At 72.1% G+C, this 17,738-nt stretch carries 14 protein-coding genes and 1 riboswitch; all 14 genes read left to right on the top strand.

The genetic code is table 11. The annotated features are described in order from the left end of the window. The first annotated feature begins 330 nt into the window (after positions 1–330). The 14 genes from FHS34_RS17275 (at position 331) to FHS34_RS17340 (ending at position 17,575) form a co-directional block, all read left to right on the top strand. The gene (locus tag FHS34_RS17275; RefSeq protein WP_184966139.1) at positions 331–978 is read left to right on the top strand and encodes a hypothetical protein; all 648 of its coding nucleotides are present in this window, start codon (positions 331–333) and stop codon (positions 976–978) included. A 38-nt stretch (positions 979–1,016) separates the two neighbouring features. Then, positions 1,017–2,510, top strand: coding sequence for a serine/threonine-protein kinase (locus FHS34_RS17280; RefSeq protein WP_221509082.1), 1,494 nt, complete (start codon positions 1,017–1,019; stop codon positions 2,508–2,510). A gap of 141 nt (positions 2,511–2,651) precedes the next feature. Further along, a complete protein-coding gene (locus tag FHS34_RS17285; protein ID WP_184966143.1) occupies positions 2,652–3,479 on the top strand; it encodes a glycoside hydrolase domain-containing protein in 828 nt (275 codons plus the stop codon). Positions 3,480–3,625: 146 nt separating this feature from the next. Next, positions 3,626–4,273, top strand: coding sequence for a SurA N-terminal domain-containing protein (locus FHS34_RS17290; RefSeq protein WP_184966145.1), 648 nt, complete (start codon positions 3,626–3,628; stop codon positions 4,271–4,273). 140 nt (positions 4,274–4,413) lie between these two features. Then, positions 4,414–5,442, top strand: coding sequence for a nucleoside triphosphate pyrophosphohydrolase (locus FHS34_RS17295; RefSeq protein ID WP_184966147.1), 1,029 nt, complete (start codon positions 4,414–4,416; stop codon positions 5,440–5,442). Positions 5,443–5,526: 84 nt separating this feature from the next. Then, on the top strand, positions 5,527–8,181 hold the full coding sequence (locus tag FHS34_RS17300; RefSeq protein ID WP_184966149.1) for an SEL1-like repeat protein: 2,655 nt from the start codon (positions 5,527–5,529) through the stop codon (positions 8,179–8,181). 263 nt (positions 8,182–8,444) lie between these two features. Further along, the gene (locus FHS34_RS17305; protein ID WP_184966379.1) at positions 8,445–9,704 is read left to right on the top strand and encodes a cytochrome P450 family protein; all 1,260 of its coding nucleotides are present in this window, start codon (positions 8,445–8,447) and stop codon (positions 9,702–9,704) included. Positions 9,705–9,868: 164 nt separating this feature from the next. Beyond that, positions 9,869–10,927, top strand: coding sequence for a LysM peptidoglycan-binding domain-containing protein (locus tag FHS34_RS17310; RefSeq protein WP_184966151.1), 1,059 nt, complete (start codon positions 9,869–9,871; stop codon positions 10,925–10,927). Positions 10,928–11,110: 183 nt separating this feature from the next. Beyond that, positions 11,111–11,285: riboswitch (cyclic di-AMP (ydaO/yuaA leader) on the top strand. Positions 11,286–11,289: 4 nt separating this feature from the next. Then, on the top strand, positions 11,290–11,991 hold the full coding sequence (locus FHS34_RS17315; RefSeq protein WP_184966153.1) for a LysM peptidoglycan-binding domain-containing protein: 702 nt from the start codon (positions 11,290–11,292) through the stop codon (positions 11,989–11,991). Between the two features lie 310 nt (positions 11,992–12,301). After that, positions 12,302–13,588 (top strand): phosphopyruvate hydratase, encoded by a 1,287-nt coding sequence (gene eno / locus FHS34_RS17320; protein ID WP_184966155.1) that lies wholly within the window; start codon positions 12,302–12,304, stop codon positions 13,586–13,588. Positions 13,589–13,685: 97 nt separating this feature from the next. Then, positions 13,686–14,162, top strand: a complete 477-nt coding sequence (locus FHS34_RS17325; RefSeq protein ID WP_184966158.1) for an FtsB family cell division protein — start codon at positions 13,686–13,688, stop codon at positions 14,160–14,162. A 48-nt stretch (positions 14,163–14,210) separates the two neighbouring features. After that, positions 14,211–14,813: a DUF501 domain-containing protein gene (locus FHS34_RS17330; RefSeq protein WP_184966160.1), complete on the top strand. Its 603-nt coding sequence runs from the start codon at positions 14,211–14,213 to the stop codon at positions 14,811–14,813. Next, positions 14,810–15,751: a Ppx/GppA phosphatase family protein gene (locus tag FHS34_RS17335; RefSeq protein ID WP_184966162.1), complete on the top strand. Its 942-nt coding sequence runs from the start codon at positions 14,810–14,812 to the stop codon at positions 15,749–15,751. Before FHS34_RS17330 ends, FHS34_RS17335 begins: the two co-directional genes overlap by 4 nt. 444 nt (positions 15,752–16,195) lie before the next feature. Further along, on the top strand, positions 16,196–17,575 hold the full coding sequence (locus FHS34_RS17340) for an NAD(P)/FAD-dependent oxidoreductase (protein WP_184966164.1): 1,380 nt from the start codon (positions 16,196–16,198) through the stop codon (positions 17,573–17,575). Positions 17,576–17,738: the final 163 nt, after the last annotated feature.

Genomic DNA, 17,738 nt, shown 5'->3' on the forward strand with positions numbered 1-17,738 from the left:
ACCCCGCCAGCATGCCCGAGGCTGGCGAGAACCGAGGGACGGCCAGACAAAGAGGCAGTACGCCTGGCCGGAGGCTACTCGGACGGAACGGCCCTCATCGCACGGCGGAGGCCGGCTCTGGCGGCGGTGAGGTCGCACCCGACTGACCCTGTTGGCCCGGTTGGTCCCCTTGATGCCGTTCCGGCCCCCGGACAACGGTTCGGTACAACCCGGGCCGCGTGTCCCCGCCGGGCCATATGCTCGAAGCGACACTCGCACGCCCGGCGTCGTCCGCCCCCGCGGATCGCGCCGGGCGGGCACGTACGCCCACTTCAGGCATCGGGAGCAGCCATGCAAGGCCACGGCTACGGACAGCCGGTGAAGCAGCCACCGCACACCGCGTGGCTGGTTTTCCTGCGCGTGCTGTTCGTGGCGCTCGGTTTCCTCAGCATCGGATTCCTGGCCTGGGCGATGATGCTGCGGCTGGCGGTCGTCACGCGCCGGTCGCTGGACTGGGGGCTGTTCGTGGCGGTGCTGGCCGCCGACATCCTCAGCATCACGCTGCTCGCGGTCGAACCGGGCGACGAGATCCACACCGGAGGCGGCTGGTTCGGCCTCCTGCTGCTGCTCTGCACGCTCGTGGCCACGATCGCGTACTACCTCGCCGCGGACACCCGGCACTTCCTGCTGCGGCAGCAGGCGTACCAGGCGCAGCAGCGTCCGGCCGCGGCGTACGGCTACCCGGGCCCCGCGGTCTCGTACGGCGCGACGACCGTACCGGTCCCGCCGGCCGGGCACCGGGCGCCCACCGTGCTGCCGACGCCCCCCGCCACGCCGCACACCCCGCCCCCGGTGGCGCACACGACCGCGCCCCAGCCCCCGCTGGCCACCCCGCCGCCGCAGCGTCCGGCGCCCGCGCGGATCGACCAGGTGCGGGCCGAGCTGGACGAGTTGAGCGACTACCTGCGCCGCCAGGACGGCCACGAGGGCGGACGGTGACCGTGGCGACAGGACGTGTCGTCGCGGACCGTTACGAACTGTCCACCCTCATCGGGCAGGGCGGCATGGGCCAGGTCTGGACGGCGTACGACCGGCGGCTGGACCGGCGCGTGGCGGTGAAGCTGCTGCGCCCGGACAAGGTGGCGGGCCACGAGGCGGATGAACTGCGCCGCCGGTTCCTGCGCGAGTGCCGGGTGACCGCGCAGGTGGACCACCCCGGTCTGGTGACGGTGCACGACGCGGGCAGCGAGGGCGAGGAGCTGTTCCTCGTCATGCAGTACGTCGACGGCGCGGACCTCTCCGACCACCTCGCCGAGCACGACCCGTACCCGTGGCAGTGGGTCGTCGCGGTGGCCGCGCAACTGTGCGCGGTGCTGAGCGCGGTGCACGCCGTGCCGATCGTGCACCGCGACCTGAAGCCGCGCAACGTGATGGTGAAGCAGGACGGCACCATCACCGTCCTCGACCTGGGCGTGGCCTCGGTGATGGACACCGACACCACCCGCCTCACCCACACCGGCTCCCCGATCGGCTCGCCCGCCTACATGGCGCCCGAGCAGGCGATGGGCGGCGCCGTCGGCCCGTACACCGACCTGTACGCGCTCGGCGTGCTGATGCACGAACTGCTCAGCGGCGAGGTGCCGTTCGTCGGCTCCACGGCGCTCGGGGTGCTGCACCGGCACCTGTACGAGCCGCCGCTGCCCGTGCGCCGGATCCGGCCCGAGGTGCCCGAGGCGCTCGAGACCCTGGTGCTGCGGCTGCTGGCCAAGGACCCGCAGCACCGCCCGGCGTCCGCGCAGGAGGTCTACGAGGACCTGGCGCGGCTGCTGCCGGCGCGCGGCACACCCACCGGGGCGCCGCTGGATCCCACGCGCCCGTTCCTGCGTCCGCACGCCCCCTGGCCGGACCGCGCGCGGACCCCCGCGCCCCAGCCCGCCCCCGTCGCGCCGGCCCCGCCGGTGGCCGGGAAGCCCGATGTGGCCGCCGCCGTGGACGAGGTCAAGCGGCTGCTGGGGGAGGGCCGTATCACGCAGGCCGTGGACATCCTGGGCGCGATCCTGCCGGCCGCCGCCGAGCAGCACGGTGAGCAGTCCCCGGTCGTGCGGACCCTGCGCAAGCAGTACGCGGCCACGCTCATGGACGACGGCCAGTACCGGCGCGCGCTGCCCGAACTGCGCCGTCTCGCCGACGAACGCGCCGCCGAGGCGGGCCAGGCCGACCCGCAGTCGCTGCGCTACCGCTACGAGGCCGCGCAGTGCCTGGAGCAGCTGGGCGAACCGGCGGCAGCGCTCGCCGAGTACCGCGCGCTGCTGCCGTACTACGAGAACCAGTACGTCTCCGGGGACCCGCAGCTCGCCCACGAGGTGCGCCGGCGCATCGGCCATCTGCTGCTGGCGCTCGGCGACCGGCCGGCGGCCCACGACACGCTCGCGCGGCTGGTCATGGACGTCGAGCGGCTGCACGGCCCCGGTCATCCGCTGGCCGTCGAGGTCCGGCGGACCCTCCAGTGGCTGGGGCAGGTGCGCGGCTAGTTTTTGCCGCCCCCTGGGCGATTCATGTGCGTTACAGGGGTCTGTGTTTTCCGTTGCGGACCCGGCGTTCGATACCTTGCGCTTCGTTTTCGCCGAGCACGCACGCGCGTGGACCGCCGTGCACGATCAGGGGTGGGATTCATGGCCGGTCACCGGCAGTCGAAGAAGCGCAGATACGTGACCTGGGCGGTGGCCGGCGCGGCCGTCGTCACCGGGGCGGGTATCGCCGCGCAGACCTCCATGGCCGCCACCGCGTGGCCCGCGCAGAAGACCTTCACCGGCCGCGCGTTCGACACCTGCACCGCGCCGTCGCTGACCGCCATGAAGGCCTGGCACACCGGCTACTACGGCGCCGCCGCCGTCTACGTGGGCGGCAAGAACCGCGGCTGCGCCCAGCCCAACCTCACGGCCTCCTGGGTGAAGTCGGTCAACTCCCTCGGCTGGAAGCTCATCCCGATCTACGTCGGCGCCCAGCCGCCCTGCCAGACCAGCCGCAGCCCCGAGAAGCTGACCGCCTCCACGGCCGCCTCCCTCGGCGTGAGCGACGCCCAGGACGCGGTCGCCAAGGCGTCGGCGCTCGGCATGAAGGCCGGCAGCCCCGTCTACCTCGACATGGAGCCGTACGACATCACGAACAAGGCGTGCAACGACGCCGTGCTCACGTATGTGCGCTCGTTCATGAAGACGCTGCGCGGCAAGACCTACCGCGGCGGCTACTACGGCTTCACCAGCTCCAGCGCCAAGGCGATCGCCACCGCGCCGAACAAGACGGACCTGCCGGGCAACCTCTGGTACGCGCTGTGGGACAAGCAGTACACGACGACCGCGGACTGGCCGTGGGGCTCCACCCAGTTCACCGACCACAGCCGCGCCCACCAGTACATGGTCAACAGCAAGGAGACGCGCGGCGGTGTCACGCTGACCGTCGACCGGGACGCCTGGGACGCACCGGTGGCCGTCGTCGGCTGACCCGGCGGCCTTCCGGCGTGGCGCGGCGGTGCCCGAAGCGCCCGCGAATCGTTGGTCGAATGGGTTGGCCGCAGCCTGCTCACTGCCTACCATCGATCATCGCAAGACTTTGTGCACCGTCGCACAATCTCCCCCTGGAGGTTTCCTTGCACCGCCGCCGTCGCACCGCGCTCGTCCTCGCCGCCGCGATCGCCGCCGCGGCACCCCTGCTGACCGCCTGCGGAAACGACGCCCACCCGGGTGCCGCGGCCGTCGTCGGCGGGCAGCGGATCACCGTCGCCCAGCTGGAGAGCCGGGTCAACGAGGTCCGCCAGGCGCAGCGGGCCGCGGTGCCGGACGAGACGCAGTACCAGCAGGTCGTCTCCTCCACCAGCAGCCTCACCCGCGACACCCTGCACAACATGGTGCTCGACCAGGTGCTGCACCGCGCCGCCCGGGACGCGGGCGTCACGGTCACCCGCAAGGAGATCCAGCAGATGCGGGCGGACCTGGAGCGGCAGACCGGTGGCAGCAAGGGCCTGGAGACGGCCTGGCTGCAGAAGTACGGCATCGCCCCGGGCCACCTCGACGACAACCTGCGCCTGCAGCTGGAGGCGCAGAAGCTCGCCGCGAAGCTCGGCACCGACACCAGCCAGCCCGCTTTCTGGCAGGCCCTGTCCAAGGCGTCCGGGGAACTCCACGTGGACCTCAACCCGCGCTACGGCTCCTGGGACGTGCAGAAGAGCAGCCGGGTGGACGCCAAGACGCCGTGGGTGCGGGAGGTCACGGGGGCGGGCGACGAGCTGACGGCGTAGCCCGGCCGACGGTGCGGGCCCGCTCGCGCACCGGTGCCGGAACGGTACGGCACCGGACCGTCGGTCGTACGATCACATGATCCCCTCGGCCCTGTGGACAACGCGAACCGCTCGCCCGTGCCGTGGGCTACGTTCGGATCGTGAACGAAACCAGTCCCGCAGCCCGTCCCCAGGCCGGCCCGGAAGCCGCCCCCGGCCGCATCGTCCTGCTCACCACCAGCCACCGCGTCGCCCCCGGCCTGCTGTCCTGGCCCGCCTGGCAGGCCCTGCACGCCGCCGACGCCGTGCTGTGCGCGGACGGCGCGCATCCGCAGCTGCCGTATCTGCGTGAGGCCGGGATAGCGGTGGCGGAGACGTCCCCCACCGCGCAGGAGCTGGTCGACGCCTGCGCCGGCGGGCGGACGGTGGTGGTCGTGGCGACGGGCGAGGGCGAGCCGGCGCTCACCGACGGCCTCGCCCGGCTGGCCGGTTCCGGCCGGGTCGTCATGCCGGAGCTGGAGCTCCTCCCCGCCTCCTACGACCTGCCCGGCGCCCGCCTGCTGGATCTCGTGCAGGTCATGGACCGCATCCGCGCCGAGTGCCCGTGGTCCTCCCGGCAGACCCACGAGGGACTGGCGAAGTACGGCATCGAGGAGGCGTACGAGCTGGTCGAGGCGATCGAGGCCGGCGACCGCACGGAGCTGCGCGAGGAGCTGGGCGACGTCCTCCTCCAGGTGGTCTTCCACTCCCGGATCGCCGAGGAGCACCCGGACACGCCGTTCTCCATCGACGACGTGGCCGGCGGCATCGTCGCCAAGCTCATCCGCCGGCACCCGCACATCTTCGGCGACGAGCGGGCCGAGACTCCGGAGGACGTCAAGGAGCACTGGCTGCGCACCAAGGCAGAGGAGAAGCGGCGCACCTCGGTCACGGACGGCGTCCCGCTCGGCCAGCCCGGCCTGGCCCTGGCCGCCAAGCTCGCCTCCCGCGTCCGTACCGCGGCCCTGCGGGTCCCCCTGCCCGAGGGTGAGGGCATCGGATACGAACTCCTCGCCCTGGCGGTCCGCGCCGAGGCGGACGGGGTGGACCCGGAGGCGGCGCTGCGGGCGGCGGCACGGGTGTACCGGGACGCGATCAAGGCGGCGGAGGACCCGGGGACGGCGGGCGGCGGGGAGGAGGACGAAGAGTAGGCGGATCGACGCACGGCGCCGCCGATTCCCTTCCGTGTCAGTACCGTTGAAGCACAGCGTGGTCACGAGGTGCGGGGGGCGTGCGTGAGGCTGGGGACGGATCTGGCGGGCGTCGGGGCCGAGGTGCTCGCGGCGGCGCTCGGCACGGAGGAGTGGGTCCGGGTCCGGGAACGCTTCGCGCGATGGTTCGCGGACCAGCGGGCTTCCTCCTACGCACGGGAACTGCTGAACACCGGGAAGACGGACCCCGGTTCCCCGGAGCCGCTGGAAGCGGTCTGGGCTCCCCGGCTGCGCACCACCCTTGTCCACGCGGCGGACAAGAACGCCGCGGCCCGGCAACTGCGGGACCTGATCCACGCCCTGGCTCCCCTCCCGGAACCTTTACCGGCCCCCGCGCCGGCCCCCGCCCTGGCAGAGGAACCCGGACCGGCCCCCGTCGGGTACCTGGTGGAGGACGCCTGGCCCGACTCCGTCCGGCAGCCGGCGGAGAATCCCGGTCCGGCTCCCGCCCGGCACCTGGAGGAACCCGGACCGGCCCCCGTCGGGTACCTGGTGGAGGACGCCTGGCCCGACTCCGTCCGGCAGCCGGCGGAGAATCCCGGTCCGGCTCCCGTCCGGCACCCGGTGGAGGTTCCCGAGATCGAGGCCGTCCCGTACCAGAGGGAGATTCCCGAGCCCCGGCCCGCACCTGACCCCCGGTCCGAGTCCGAGCCCCGGTCCGGCCCCCGTCCGGAGGGGCCCCCGCGTGCGCTGCCGGCTCTCCCCCCGGAGGGGCCCGAGCCGGTCGTCGGTGACCATGTCGATTTCCGGCAGGCGGACATCCACGGGCCGGTCATCGGGGTCCAGATCCAGCACGCCTACGGCCCCCGGTCACCGATCGGCCTCCCCGGCCCGGACGAGTGGCCGACGGCCACCGCACTGGAGCCGCTGGCGCACGGGGTGCGGCCCGCCCGCCGGACGGAGGGCGGCCCGCCCCTGCCGCCGTACGTCCCCCGGGACGCCGACGAAGCCCTGCTGTCCGCCCTGGCCTCCGCGGCGGCGGACGGCGGCCTCGTCGTGGTGCTGGGGGAGCCGTTCGCGGGCAAGTCGCGCACGGCGCTCGCGCTCCTGGCGGCCGTGCTCCCGACGGCCCGGGTGTACGCGCCGGACGCCGGCGCGGACCTGCGGGGCCTGCCCGACCTGCTGCGCGGAGCGGCCGGGCACCACGTGCTGTGGCTCGACGACCTCGACGGCCACCTCGGCGACGGCGGCCTGGAGCCGCGGCTGCTGGCGCGGCTGGCCGGGCTGAGAGCGGTCGTACTCGCCACCCTGCGCGAGGACGCCTACGACGAGTACCGGCAGACCCCGCGCGGCCGGGTGCTGGACCTGGCGCAGATGGTGGAGCTGCCCCGGGAGTGGACGGACGCCGAGCGGGCGCGCGCCGCCGAGCAGGCGGACCCGCGGCTGAGGGAGGCCGCCGGGCTCAGCGGACCGGAAGGGATCGCGACCCACCTCGCCGTGGAACCGCGGCTGTGGGCGGACTTCCGGCGCTCCCGGCGCAAGCACCCGCGCGGACAGGCGCTGGTGCGGGCGGCGATCGATCTGGCGCGGTGCGGGCTGCGGGGACCGCTGTCCCAGGACCTGCTCGTGGAGGTCGCCGAGGGCTACGGGCCACCGGGCGGGACGGAACCGGAGACCGTCGAGGAGGCGCTGGAGTGGGCGGCCCGGGAACGCCACGGGGTGCTGCCGTTGCTGCGGCGCGAGGGGCCGCGGGCCTGGTCGGCGGCGGGCCCGCTGGTGAGCGCGGCCCGGTACGACGAGAAGTTCCCGCCGGTGCGGGACGCGCTGTGGTCGCGGGCCCTGGACGTCGCGCGGACGGAGAAGGGGTACGACGTCGAGCTGGTGGCCACGCTGGCGGGCGCCGCGTTCGAGCGGGCGGTCGACGGCGGGGACAGACCGGTGATGTACCGGCTGGGGCTGCTGGAGGAGTCCCTGGGGCACCACGAGGAGGCCGAGAGCTGGTTCTTGCGGGCGGCCGAGGCCGGAGTGCCGGAGGCGGCCGGGCACATGGGCCGGCTGCTCGTGGAACGCGGCCGGAGCGAGGAGGCGGAGCCGCTCCTGGAGCAGGCCGCGCAGGCGGGGGACCGCGACGCGGCGACGCTGCTCGCCGAGGCGCTGATGGGCAGGGCGGAGCGCTGGCTGCTCGCGGCACAGCGGCCGAGGGGCGCGCGCCTGCTGGCGGACATGCGGTTCTGTGTGGCGGACCCGGAGCTGACCTGGGACCGGTACGACTTCGCCGCCTCCCGGGGCTACCCCGACGTCGCGCGCGGCCTGGGGATGCACCACCTCGTGACGAACGAGCGCGTGCTGGCCGAGGTGTGGCTGGAGCGCGCGGCGCACGCCGGTGACAAGACGGCGGCCGGGATCCTGCGGGGGCTCCAGGCCGCGCAGCCGCCGCTGAGCGAGGTCGAGGAGTACTTCGCCCACTTCGCCGAATCGGGAGACTATCCGCTGGACTTCGCCCATCACGGCGTCGTCCTGGAGAGGATGGACCGTATGGAGGGAGCCGTGGAGCAGTACCGGGCCGCGTACGAGAGCGGAGACCCCTACGGCGCCTACCGGCTCGGGGCCCTGCTCGACCGGCAGGGCAAACCGGAGGAGGCCCGGGAGTGGTACCGCAGGGCGGCCGACCAAGGGCACCACGCCGCCCGCAAGGCCCTCGGCGAGCTGCCCGACGGTCCGGATACCGTCAAGGAGTGACCGACCAGCCCCACCCCGACCAGCCGCACCGCGCCCAGCTCCACCGCGACGGGCCTCACCAGCCTCACCCCGGCGAGCCGGCCCCCTCCCAGCCCCGGCCGGACACCGAGCAGCCGGCTTCCGAGCAGCCCCCCTCCGGGCAGCCGTCCCCCACCGAGCCGGCCCCCACCGAGCCGGCCCCCACCGAGCCGTCCCCCACCGAGCCGTCCCCCACGGAGCCGTCCCCCACCGAGCCGTCCCCCACCGAGCCGGCCGCCGCCGAGCTGCCCCCCACGGAGCCGTCCCCCGCCCTCTTCACGTGGGAGTTCGCCACCGACCCCTACCCCGCCTACGCCTGGCTGCGCGAGCACGCCCCCGTGCACCGGACGCGGCTGCCGAGCGGTGTCGAGGCATGGCTGGTCACCCGGTACGCAGACGCCCGGCAGGCCCTCGCCGACCAGCGGCTGAGCAAGAACCCGGCCCATCACGACGAGCCCGCGCACGCCAAGGGCAAGACCGGCATCCCCGGCGAGCGCAAGGCCGAGCTGATGACGCATCTGCTCAACATCGACCCCCCGGACCACACCCGGCTGCGCCGCCTGGTCAGCAAGGCGTTCACCCCGCGCCGGGTCGCCGAGTTCGCGCCCCGGGTGCAGGAGCTGACCGACCACCTCATCGACCGGTTCGCGAAGACCGGCTCCGCCGACCTCATCCACGAGTTCGCCTTCCCGCTGCCCATCTACGCCATCTGCGACCTGCTCGGCGTCCCGCGCGAGGACCAGGACGACTTCCGGGACTGGGCGGGCATGATGATCCGGCACGGGGGAGGGCCCCGGGGCGGGGTCGCCCGGTCGGTGAAGAAGATGCGCGGCTACCTCGCCGAGCTGATCCACAAAAAGCGCGAGGCGCTGCCGGCCACGCCCGCGCCCGGCGAGGACCTGATCTCCGGCCTCATCCGCGCCTCCGACCACGGCGAGCACCTCACCGAGAACGAGGCCGCCGCCATGGCCTTCATCCTCCTGTTCGCCGGCTTCGAGACGACCGTCAACCTCATCGGCAACGGGACCTACGCCCTGCTCACCCACCCCGAGCAGCGCCGGCGGCTGGAGGAGTCCCTGGCGCGCCGGGAGACGGACCTGCTGGCGACCGGCGTGGAGGAACTGCTGCGCTACGACGGCCCGGTGGAGCTGGCCACCTGGCGGTTCGCCACGGAGCCGCTGGCCATCGGCGGGCAGGACATCGCGCCGGGCGACCCGGTGCTCGTCGTGCTCGCCGCCGCGGACCGGGACCCGGAGCGGTTCGACGATCCGGACGTGCTGGACCTCGCCCGCCGCGACAACCAGCACCTCGGCTACGGCCACGGCATCCACTACTGCCTCGGCGCGCCGCTCGCCCGCCTGGAGGGCCAGACCGCGCTCGCGACGCTGCTCACCCGTCTGCCCGACCTGCGGCTGGCCGCCGACCCGGCCGAGCTGCGCTGGCGCGGCGGACTCATCATGCGGGGGCTGCGCACCCTGCCGGTCGAGTTCACGCCCACCGCCTGAACACAGTCCCTCCGCGCAACATGACACGCGTTCAGCTCTGTGATCTTCACGTGATCTGCGCGGCATGAACTTGTGACAAGTGATCGTCTGCCTATACGTTCACCCATCAGCGTGGCGGGGCATCTCCGCCGCGCCGGTCCCGCTGTCGCTCGAAAGGCATCTGCATGCTCTCCGGGAACGGTCGACACCGTCGCCCTCGTCAGGCTCCTGCTCTTCTCGTCGCGGCCGGAGTGACCGGCTCGGCCATCGCCATCCCGCTCCTCGGCGCCGCGAGCGCCAACGCGGCCGAGGGTACGACGTGGGACAAGGTGGCCGAGTGCGAGAGCGGCGGCTCATGGAGCGCCGACACCGGCAACGGGTACTACGGCGGCCTGCAGATCTCGCAGGACGACTGGGGCAAGTACGGCGGCACCCAGTACGCGGACAGCGCCGACCAGGCCAGCCGCCAGCAGCAGATCTCCGTCGCCGAGAAGATCCTGGCCGACCGCGGCACCACCCCCTGGGCCACCTGCGCCCTGCTGTCCGGGCTGACCACGGACTCGGGCTCGGCGGACGTCGACACGGGTGTCGGCGCCTCCGACGACGCCGACGGCGGCTCGGGCAACTCGCAGGGACAGAGCGACAACAACGGAAAGTCCGACACCTCCGACACCTCGGACTCGTCCGGTCTGCCGGATTCTTCACCCTCCACCGGTGCCGACGCCGATGCCGGCTCCCCTGCCGGGTCCTCGTCGGACAAGAACGGCAAATCCACCCCGAAGCCGGGCACGGATGCCGACAAGGACGCCGATTCCGCCGGGACCGACACTCCCAAGTCCGACAAGTCCCCCTCGCGGGACACCGGAACTCCGCAGGGAACCGGCAGCACCCCCACGGCCACCCCGGACGCCGGGACCGAGGACAACGCGCGGCAGGCCGCCGGTTCTTGGAGCCTGGTCGACACCGGGACCCTCGGCAACGGCGGACGCCACCGGGGCGTGAGCGCGGACGAAAGCGGCGCAAACGGTCAGAGCGCCACCGGCTCCGGCCGGCACGCCTCCCGCGAACCGGGCACCTATGTCGTCCGCGAGGGCGACTCCCTCGTCTCCATCGCCGACTCCCTTGACGTCGACGGCGGATGGCACGCGCTGTACGCGACGAACAAGAAGGCCATCGGGTCCGACCCGAACCACATCACTGCCGGTCAGACCCTGGAAGTCAGGGGCGAAAAGGACACGAAGTAGCGGGAGTTGACGCCCCACTAAGCGCCTTAATGTCCGGTTTGGCGAAAGTGTGGGATGAGTCTCAGAAGCCCTGATCGTCTTTGAAATTCCGCGGATCGCGTGTCTACGGTCGAGGCCGCTCGTCACCACGAGCCCCGGCAATCGCCACGCCGAATCCTGCCAGTGGTTGCCCGGGAACAGTCGTCGCGTCAAGCGCCGTAGGCAGGAGCGGGGGACCCAAGGTAAGTGCCGGGACCAGCAGTTGAAGCTGGCACCGGCTGGGGGTGAAGCCGCATCTCACGGAAGCGTGGGATGCGGCCGGGCAACTCAACCGGCCCGAACCCGACAGCTCACCTCGTAGGCGTCGGTGAGGGGATCGATCCATGCTGTTTACCGGCAAGGGCAAGCACCGTCGTCCGTCCAAGGCCATCCGCGCCGTCGCGCTGGCCGGTGTCACCGGCGCCGCCGTCGCCGCCCCGCTCATGGCGGCCGGCACCGCCTCCGCGGCCACCTCCGCCGAGTGGGACACGGTCGCCCAGTGCGAGTCCGGCGGCAACTGGTCCATCAACACCGGCAACGGCTACTACGGCGGTCTGCAGTTCTCCGCCTCCACCTGGGCCGCGTACGGCGGCACCGCCTACGCCCCGCAGGCCAACCAGGCCTCCAAGGCGCAGCAGATAGCCGTCGCCGAGAAGGTCCTCGCCGCGCAGGGCAAGGGTGCCTGGCCGGTCTGCGGCACGGGCCTGTCGAGCACCCCGAACAACGGCTCCGCCCCGAGCGCCCCCGCGAAGCCGGACTCGGGCAGCACCGCCACCCGCTCCACCGACCAGCAGGCCGCCTCCCGCTCCGCCGAGCGCCCCGCCGCGTCCACGGGCAAGAGCCAGAGCAAGACCGTCACCACCCCGACCGGCAAGAAGGTCAAGAAGGGCGACGGCGAGTACAAGGTCGTCACCGGCGACACCCTCAGCACCATCGCCGACAAGCACCACGTCCAGGGCGGCTGGCAGAAGCTGTTCGAGCTGAACAAGGACGTCGTCGAGAGCGCCGACCTCATCTACCCCGGTCAGCAGCTGCACCTGAAGTGACCTCCGGCTCCGAGCCGGACCGCGGGGCCCGCACAGCGGTGCGGGCCACCCCGAAGGCCCCCGTGCGGGCCACCCCCCGTCCCCACGGGTCCCCGTCCCGGTGCGTGTTCCCCCGTACGCACCGGGGCGGGGCTTTTTTGTGCCCGCAGCGCACGGGAGTCCGCCGAAGCCCTTTGTTTCGTGAACGAACAAAAGGTACGGTCGGCATGTCCACGGGGCGGTCGGTCGGTGGCCGACGGCCCCGGGACGGTTAGGCTCTAGTCGCAAGGCCCACCAGCCCCGCACTTCCAGCGTCACATCCAAGAAGGAGATGCTCGTGCCGTCCATCGACGTCGTCGTAGCCCGGGAAATCCTGGACTCCCGAGGCAACCCCACGGTCGAGGTCGAGGTCGGCCTCGACGACGGCAGCACGGGTCGTGCCGCCGTCCCGTCCGGCGCCTCGACCGGCGCCTTCGAGGCCATCGAGCTGCGCGACGGTGACCCGAACCGCTACCAGGGCAAGGGTGTCGAGAAGGCCGTCCTCGCCGTCATCGAGCAGATCGGCCCGGAGCTGGTCGGCTACGACGCCACCGAGCAGCGCCTGATCGACCAGGCCATGTTCGACCTGGACGCCACCGACAACAAGGGCTCGCTCGGCGCCAACGCCATCCTCGGCGTCTCCCTCGCCGTCGCGCACGCCGCCTCCGAGGCCAGCGACCTCCCGCTCTTCCGCTACCTGGGCGGCCCGAACGCGCACCTGCTGCCGGTGCCGATGATGAACATCCTGAACGGCGGCTCGCACGCCGACTCCAACGTGGACATCCAGGAGTTCATGATCGCCCCGATCGGCGCGGAGTCCTTCTCCGAGGCCCTGCGCTGGGGCACCGAGGTCTACCACACCCTCAAGAAGGTCCTGAAGAACAAGGGCCTGTCCACCGGCCTCGGCGACGAGGGCGGTTTCGCCCCGAACCTCGGCTCCAACCGCGAGGCCCTCGACCTCATCCTCGAAGCGATCAAGGAAGCCGGCTACGCGCCCGGCGAGCAGATCGCCCTCGCGCTCGACGTCGCCGCCTCCGAGTTCTACAAGGACGGCAAGTACCTCTTCGAGGGCAAGGAGCGCTCCGCCGCCGAGATGACGGAGTACTACGAGGAGCTCGTCGCGGCCTACCCGCTCGTCTCCATCGAGGACCCGCTGTTCGAGGACGACTGGGCCGGCTGGAAGGTCATCACCGACAAGCTCGGCGACAAGGTCCAGCTGGTCGGCGACGACCTGTTCGTCACCAACCCCGAGCGCCTCGCCCGCGGCATCGAGGACGGCGCCGCCAACGCCCTGCTGGTCAAGGTGAACCAGATCGGCTCGCTGACCGAGACCCTGGACGCCGTCGAGCTGGCCCAGCGCAACGGCTTCAAGTGCATGATGTCCCACCGTTCCGGCGAGACCGAGGACGTCACCATCGCCGACCTGGCCGTCGCCACCAACTGCGGCCAGATCAAGACCGGCGCGCCGGCCCGCTCCGAGCGCGTCGCCAAGTACAACCAGCTGCTGCGCATCGAGGAGATCCTCGACGACGCCGCGGTGTACGCGGGCCGCAGCGCCTTCCCGCGCTTCAAGGGCTGACCCCACCAGGGTCACGGCTCCGCCAGTCGTACGTACGTCCCCGTACTCGGTCCCGTACCGTGTGCGGGGACGTACGCACGTGAAGGGGAGGCGGGACATGGCCGTGAAGGACCGGGACCGGTTCTCCACCGCGACCAGGCTCAGGCTGCTCGGCGAACAGACCGCGGCCCGGGTTTACCGCTCCCAGACCAAACGGCAGGCCCGCCGCTCCCGGCTCACCGGCCGCGCGGCGCTGCTCGCCCTGGTGGTGTGCACGATGATCGTCGCGCTCGCCTACCCCATGCGGCAGTACGTCTCCCAGCGCGCCGAGATCGCCGACCAGCGACGGCAGCAGGAGCAGGCCCGCGAACGCGTCGAGCAGCTGCGCGACCTCAAGGCGCGCTGGCGGGACGACGCCTACGCCGAGCAGCAGATCCGGCGCAGGCTGCACTACGTGAGGCCCGGTGAGACCGGGTACGTGGTCATCGACCCGGGCACGGCCAAGCAGTCCCGCGCCGCTCTCGGGGCCGCCCACCGGCCCTGGTACGCGAACGTCTGGGACGGCGTCGACAAGTCCGACGCCTCCGACCAGTGACCGGCCCGCCGGGCCGGTAACCGACAGAAAGCCAGTCTGAAAGCAGTCATGGAAACGCCTCCGCCGCCCACTCCGCGCACCGAGCCCACCGACGCGGACGTAGAGGCCTTCAAGCAGCAGCTGGGCCGCCCGCCGCGGGGCCTGCGGGCCATCGCGCACCGTTGCCCGTGCGGTCAGCCGGACGTCGTGGAGACGGCGCCGCGCCTGCCCGACGGCACGCCCTTCCCGACGACGTACTACCTGACGTGCCCGCGCGCCGCCTCGGCGATCGGCACGCTGGAGGCGGACGGCGTCATGAAGGAGATGACCGAGCGGCTGGCGACCGACCCCGAGCTGGCCGCCGCCTACCGGGCCGCGCACGAGGATTACATCCGGCGCCGGGACGAGATCGAGGTCCTGGCGGGCTTCCCCAGCGCGGGCGGCATGCCGGACCGCGTGAAGTGCCTGCACGTCCTCGTGGCCCACTCGCTGGCCGCGGGGCCGGGCGTGAACCCGCTCGGCGACGAGGCGATCGCCATGCTCCCGGAATGGTGGCGCAAGGGCCCCTGCGTGACGCCGTCCGGGCCGCCGTGCGGCGGACGGCAGATGGAGACGGCGGAGGACGGCACGGGCCCCTTCGCGGTGCGACCCGTCGAGGAGGACGAGCAGTGACCCGCGTCGCCGCCATCGACTGCGGCACCAACTCCATCCGGCTGCTGGTCGCCGACGCCGATCCGGTGACGGGCGAACTGACCGACCTGGACCGCCGGATGACGATCGTGCGGCTCGGCCAGGGTGTCGACCGCACCGGCCGGCTCGCCCCCGAGGCGCTGGAGCGCACCTTCGCCGCCTGCCGTGAATACGCGGCCGTCATCAAGGAGTACGGCGCCGAGCGGCTCCGCTTCGTCGCCACCTCCGCCTCCCGGGACGCCGAGAACCGGGACGACTTCGTGCGCGGCGTGCTGGACATCCTCGGGGTGGAGCCCGAGGTCATCACCGGTGACCAGGAGGCCGAGTTCTCCTTCACCGGCGCCACGCGGGAACTCGCCGGCCGTGCCGACCTCACCCGGCCCTACCTGGTGGTGGACATCGGTGGCGGCTCGACCGAGTTCGTCGTCGGCGACGACCACGTACGTGCCGCCCGGTCGGTCGACGTCGGCTGTGTGCGGATGACCGAGCGGCACCTGGTGCACGAGGGCAAGGTGGACGACCCGCCCGCCGAGGAGCGGATCGCGGCCATAAGGGCCGACATCGAGGCCGCCCTGGACCTCGCCGAGGAGACCGTCCCGCTGCGCGAGGCGCACACCCTGGTGGGCCTGGCCGGATCCGTCACCACGGTGTCCGCCATCGCCCAGGAGCTGCCCGAGTACGACTCCGCGCGCATCCACCACTCCCGGATCTCCCGGGACCGCGTGCGCGAGATCACCGAGTGGCTGCTGCGCTCCACGCACGCCGAGCGCGCCGCGGTCCCGTCCATGCATCCCGGCCGGGTCGACGTCATCGGCGCGGGCGCCCTCGTGCTGCTGGCGATCATGGAGCGGACCGGTGCCGAGGAGGTCGTCGTCAGCGAGCACGACATCCTCGACGGCATCGCGTGGTCGGTGGCGTGACGCTCTTTTGTTACTAGCCGGTAGCCATCGGCTGAGCAGGTCGGATAACGTCTGAGCGGGGCTGAGGGCCCTTCTGGGGCCCCTCGGTGACGGCCGGTCGGAAAAGTTCGTGAAGTTCTTCACAAGGAATTCCGTCCGGCAGGCCCGCGAAAGAGGGCCGATCGGCCCTTCCGGGGGATCCTCGCCCGTTTGAACATGTTCAGACGGTGGGTGCAGAAGGGGCCCTGAGGGGGGTGTTCCGCGGTCGTCGCGAGGGGCTCACCGCCACCCGTCCGACTCAGAGAGGCAGCTCACGCGGCCTTGACAACGGGTCAGACCGCCCAGCGGTTCCCCTGCGGCGGCATGACCTGCGTCACGCGAGTCGCGGAGTTTAGCACAGGGCCTGTCGAACCTTGTGAAGGGGCGCACGAGCACCCCTGCCGAGGCGGGTGGATACTCGATGGCATGAGCACCACGGAGCGTCCCAGGATCCTCGTAGTAGGCGGTGGGTACGTAGGCCTGTACGCAGCTCGGCGCATCCTCAAGAAGATGCGCTACGGCGAGGCGACCGTCACGGTCGTCGACCCCCGGTCGTACATGACCTACCAGCCCTTCCTCCCCGAAGCCGCCGCCGGCAACATCTCCCCTCGGCACGTCGTCGTCCCGCTGCGACGCGTGCTGCCGAAGGCGGAGGTCCTCACCGGTCGGGTCACCACCATCGACCAGGACCGCAAGGTCGCCACGATCGCCCCGCTCGTGGGCGAGGCGTACGAGCTGCCCTTCGACTACCTCGTCATCGCGATGGGCGCGGTCTCCCGCACCTTCCCGATCCCCGGCCTCGCCGAGCAGGGCATCGGCATGAAGGGCATCGAGGAGTCCATCGGCCTGCGCAACCACGTCCTGGAGCAGCTGGACAAGGCCGACTCCACGACCGACGAGGAGATCCGCCGCAAGGCGCTGACCTTCGTCTTCATCGGCGGTGGCTTCGCGGGCGCGGAGACCATCGGCGAGGTCGAGGACATGGCCCGGGACGCGGCCAAGTACTACAAGAACGTGTCCCGCGAGGACATGCGGTTCGTCCTCGTCGACGCCGCCGACAAGATCCTTCCCGAGGTCGGCCCCAAGCTCGGCCAGTACGGCAAGGAGCACCTGGAGAGCCGCGGCGTGGAGATCTACCTCTCCACCTCGATGGATTCCTGCGTCGACGGTCACGTGGTGCTGAAGAACGGCCTCGAGGTCGACTCCAACACGATCGTCTGGACCGCCGGCGTCAAGCCGAACCCGGCCCTCGCCCGCTTCGGTCTGCCCCTCGGCCCCCGCGGCCACGTCGACTGCGAGCCGACCCTCCAGGTCAAGGGCACGGACTACATCTGGGCCGCCGGTGACAACGCACAGGTCCCGGACCTCGTCGGCCGCAAGGCGGGCAACGAGAACGCCTGGTGCCCGCCGAACGCCCAGCACGCGCTGCGCCAGGCCAAGGTCCTCGGCGACAACGTGATCTCCGGTATGCGGGGCTTCCCGCAGAAGGAGTACGAGCACGCCAACAAGGGTGCGGTCGCCGGTCTCGGCCTGCACAAGGGCGTGGCGATGATCGTCATGGGCAAGATGAAGATCAAGCTCAAGGGCCGCCTCGCCTGGTACATGCACCGTGGCTACCACGGCATGGCGATGCCGACCTTCAACCGCAAGATCCGCGTCTTCGCCGACTGGACCCTCGGCATGTTCCTCAAGCGCGAGGTCGTCTCCCTCGGCGCCATGGAGAACCCCCGCGAGGAGTTCTACGAGGCCGCCAAGCCGGCGCCGGTCGCCGCCGCCAAGACCGAGGAGAAGGCCAAGGCCTCCTGACCCTCACCGGTCGCCTCACCGACCGAAGGACCTCCTGCCATCCGTGGTGCGGGAGGTCCTTCGGCGTTCCCGGGCAGCGGTCCAATGGCCCATACGCCTGCTTTGCCCACTCGTAACTCCATTGCGGGACTGTGCTGAGCGCCGTGCGGTGTTTACGTGGTAA

Origin of the sequence: Streptomyces echinatus (assembly GCF_014203595.1) — a bacterium.
Taxonomy (GTDB): Bacteria; Actinomycetota; Actinomycetes; order Streptomycetales; family Streptomycetaceae; genus Streptomyces; species Streptomyces echinatus.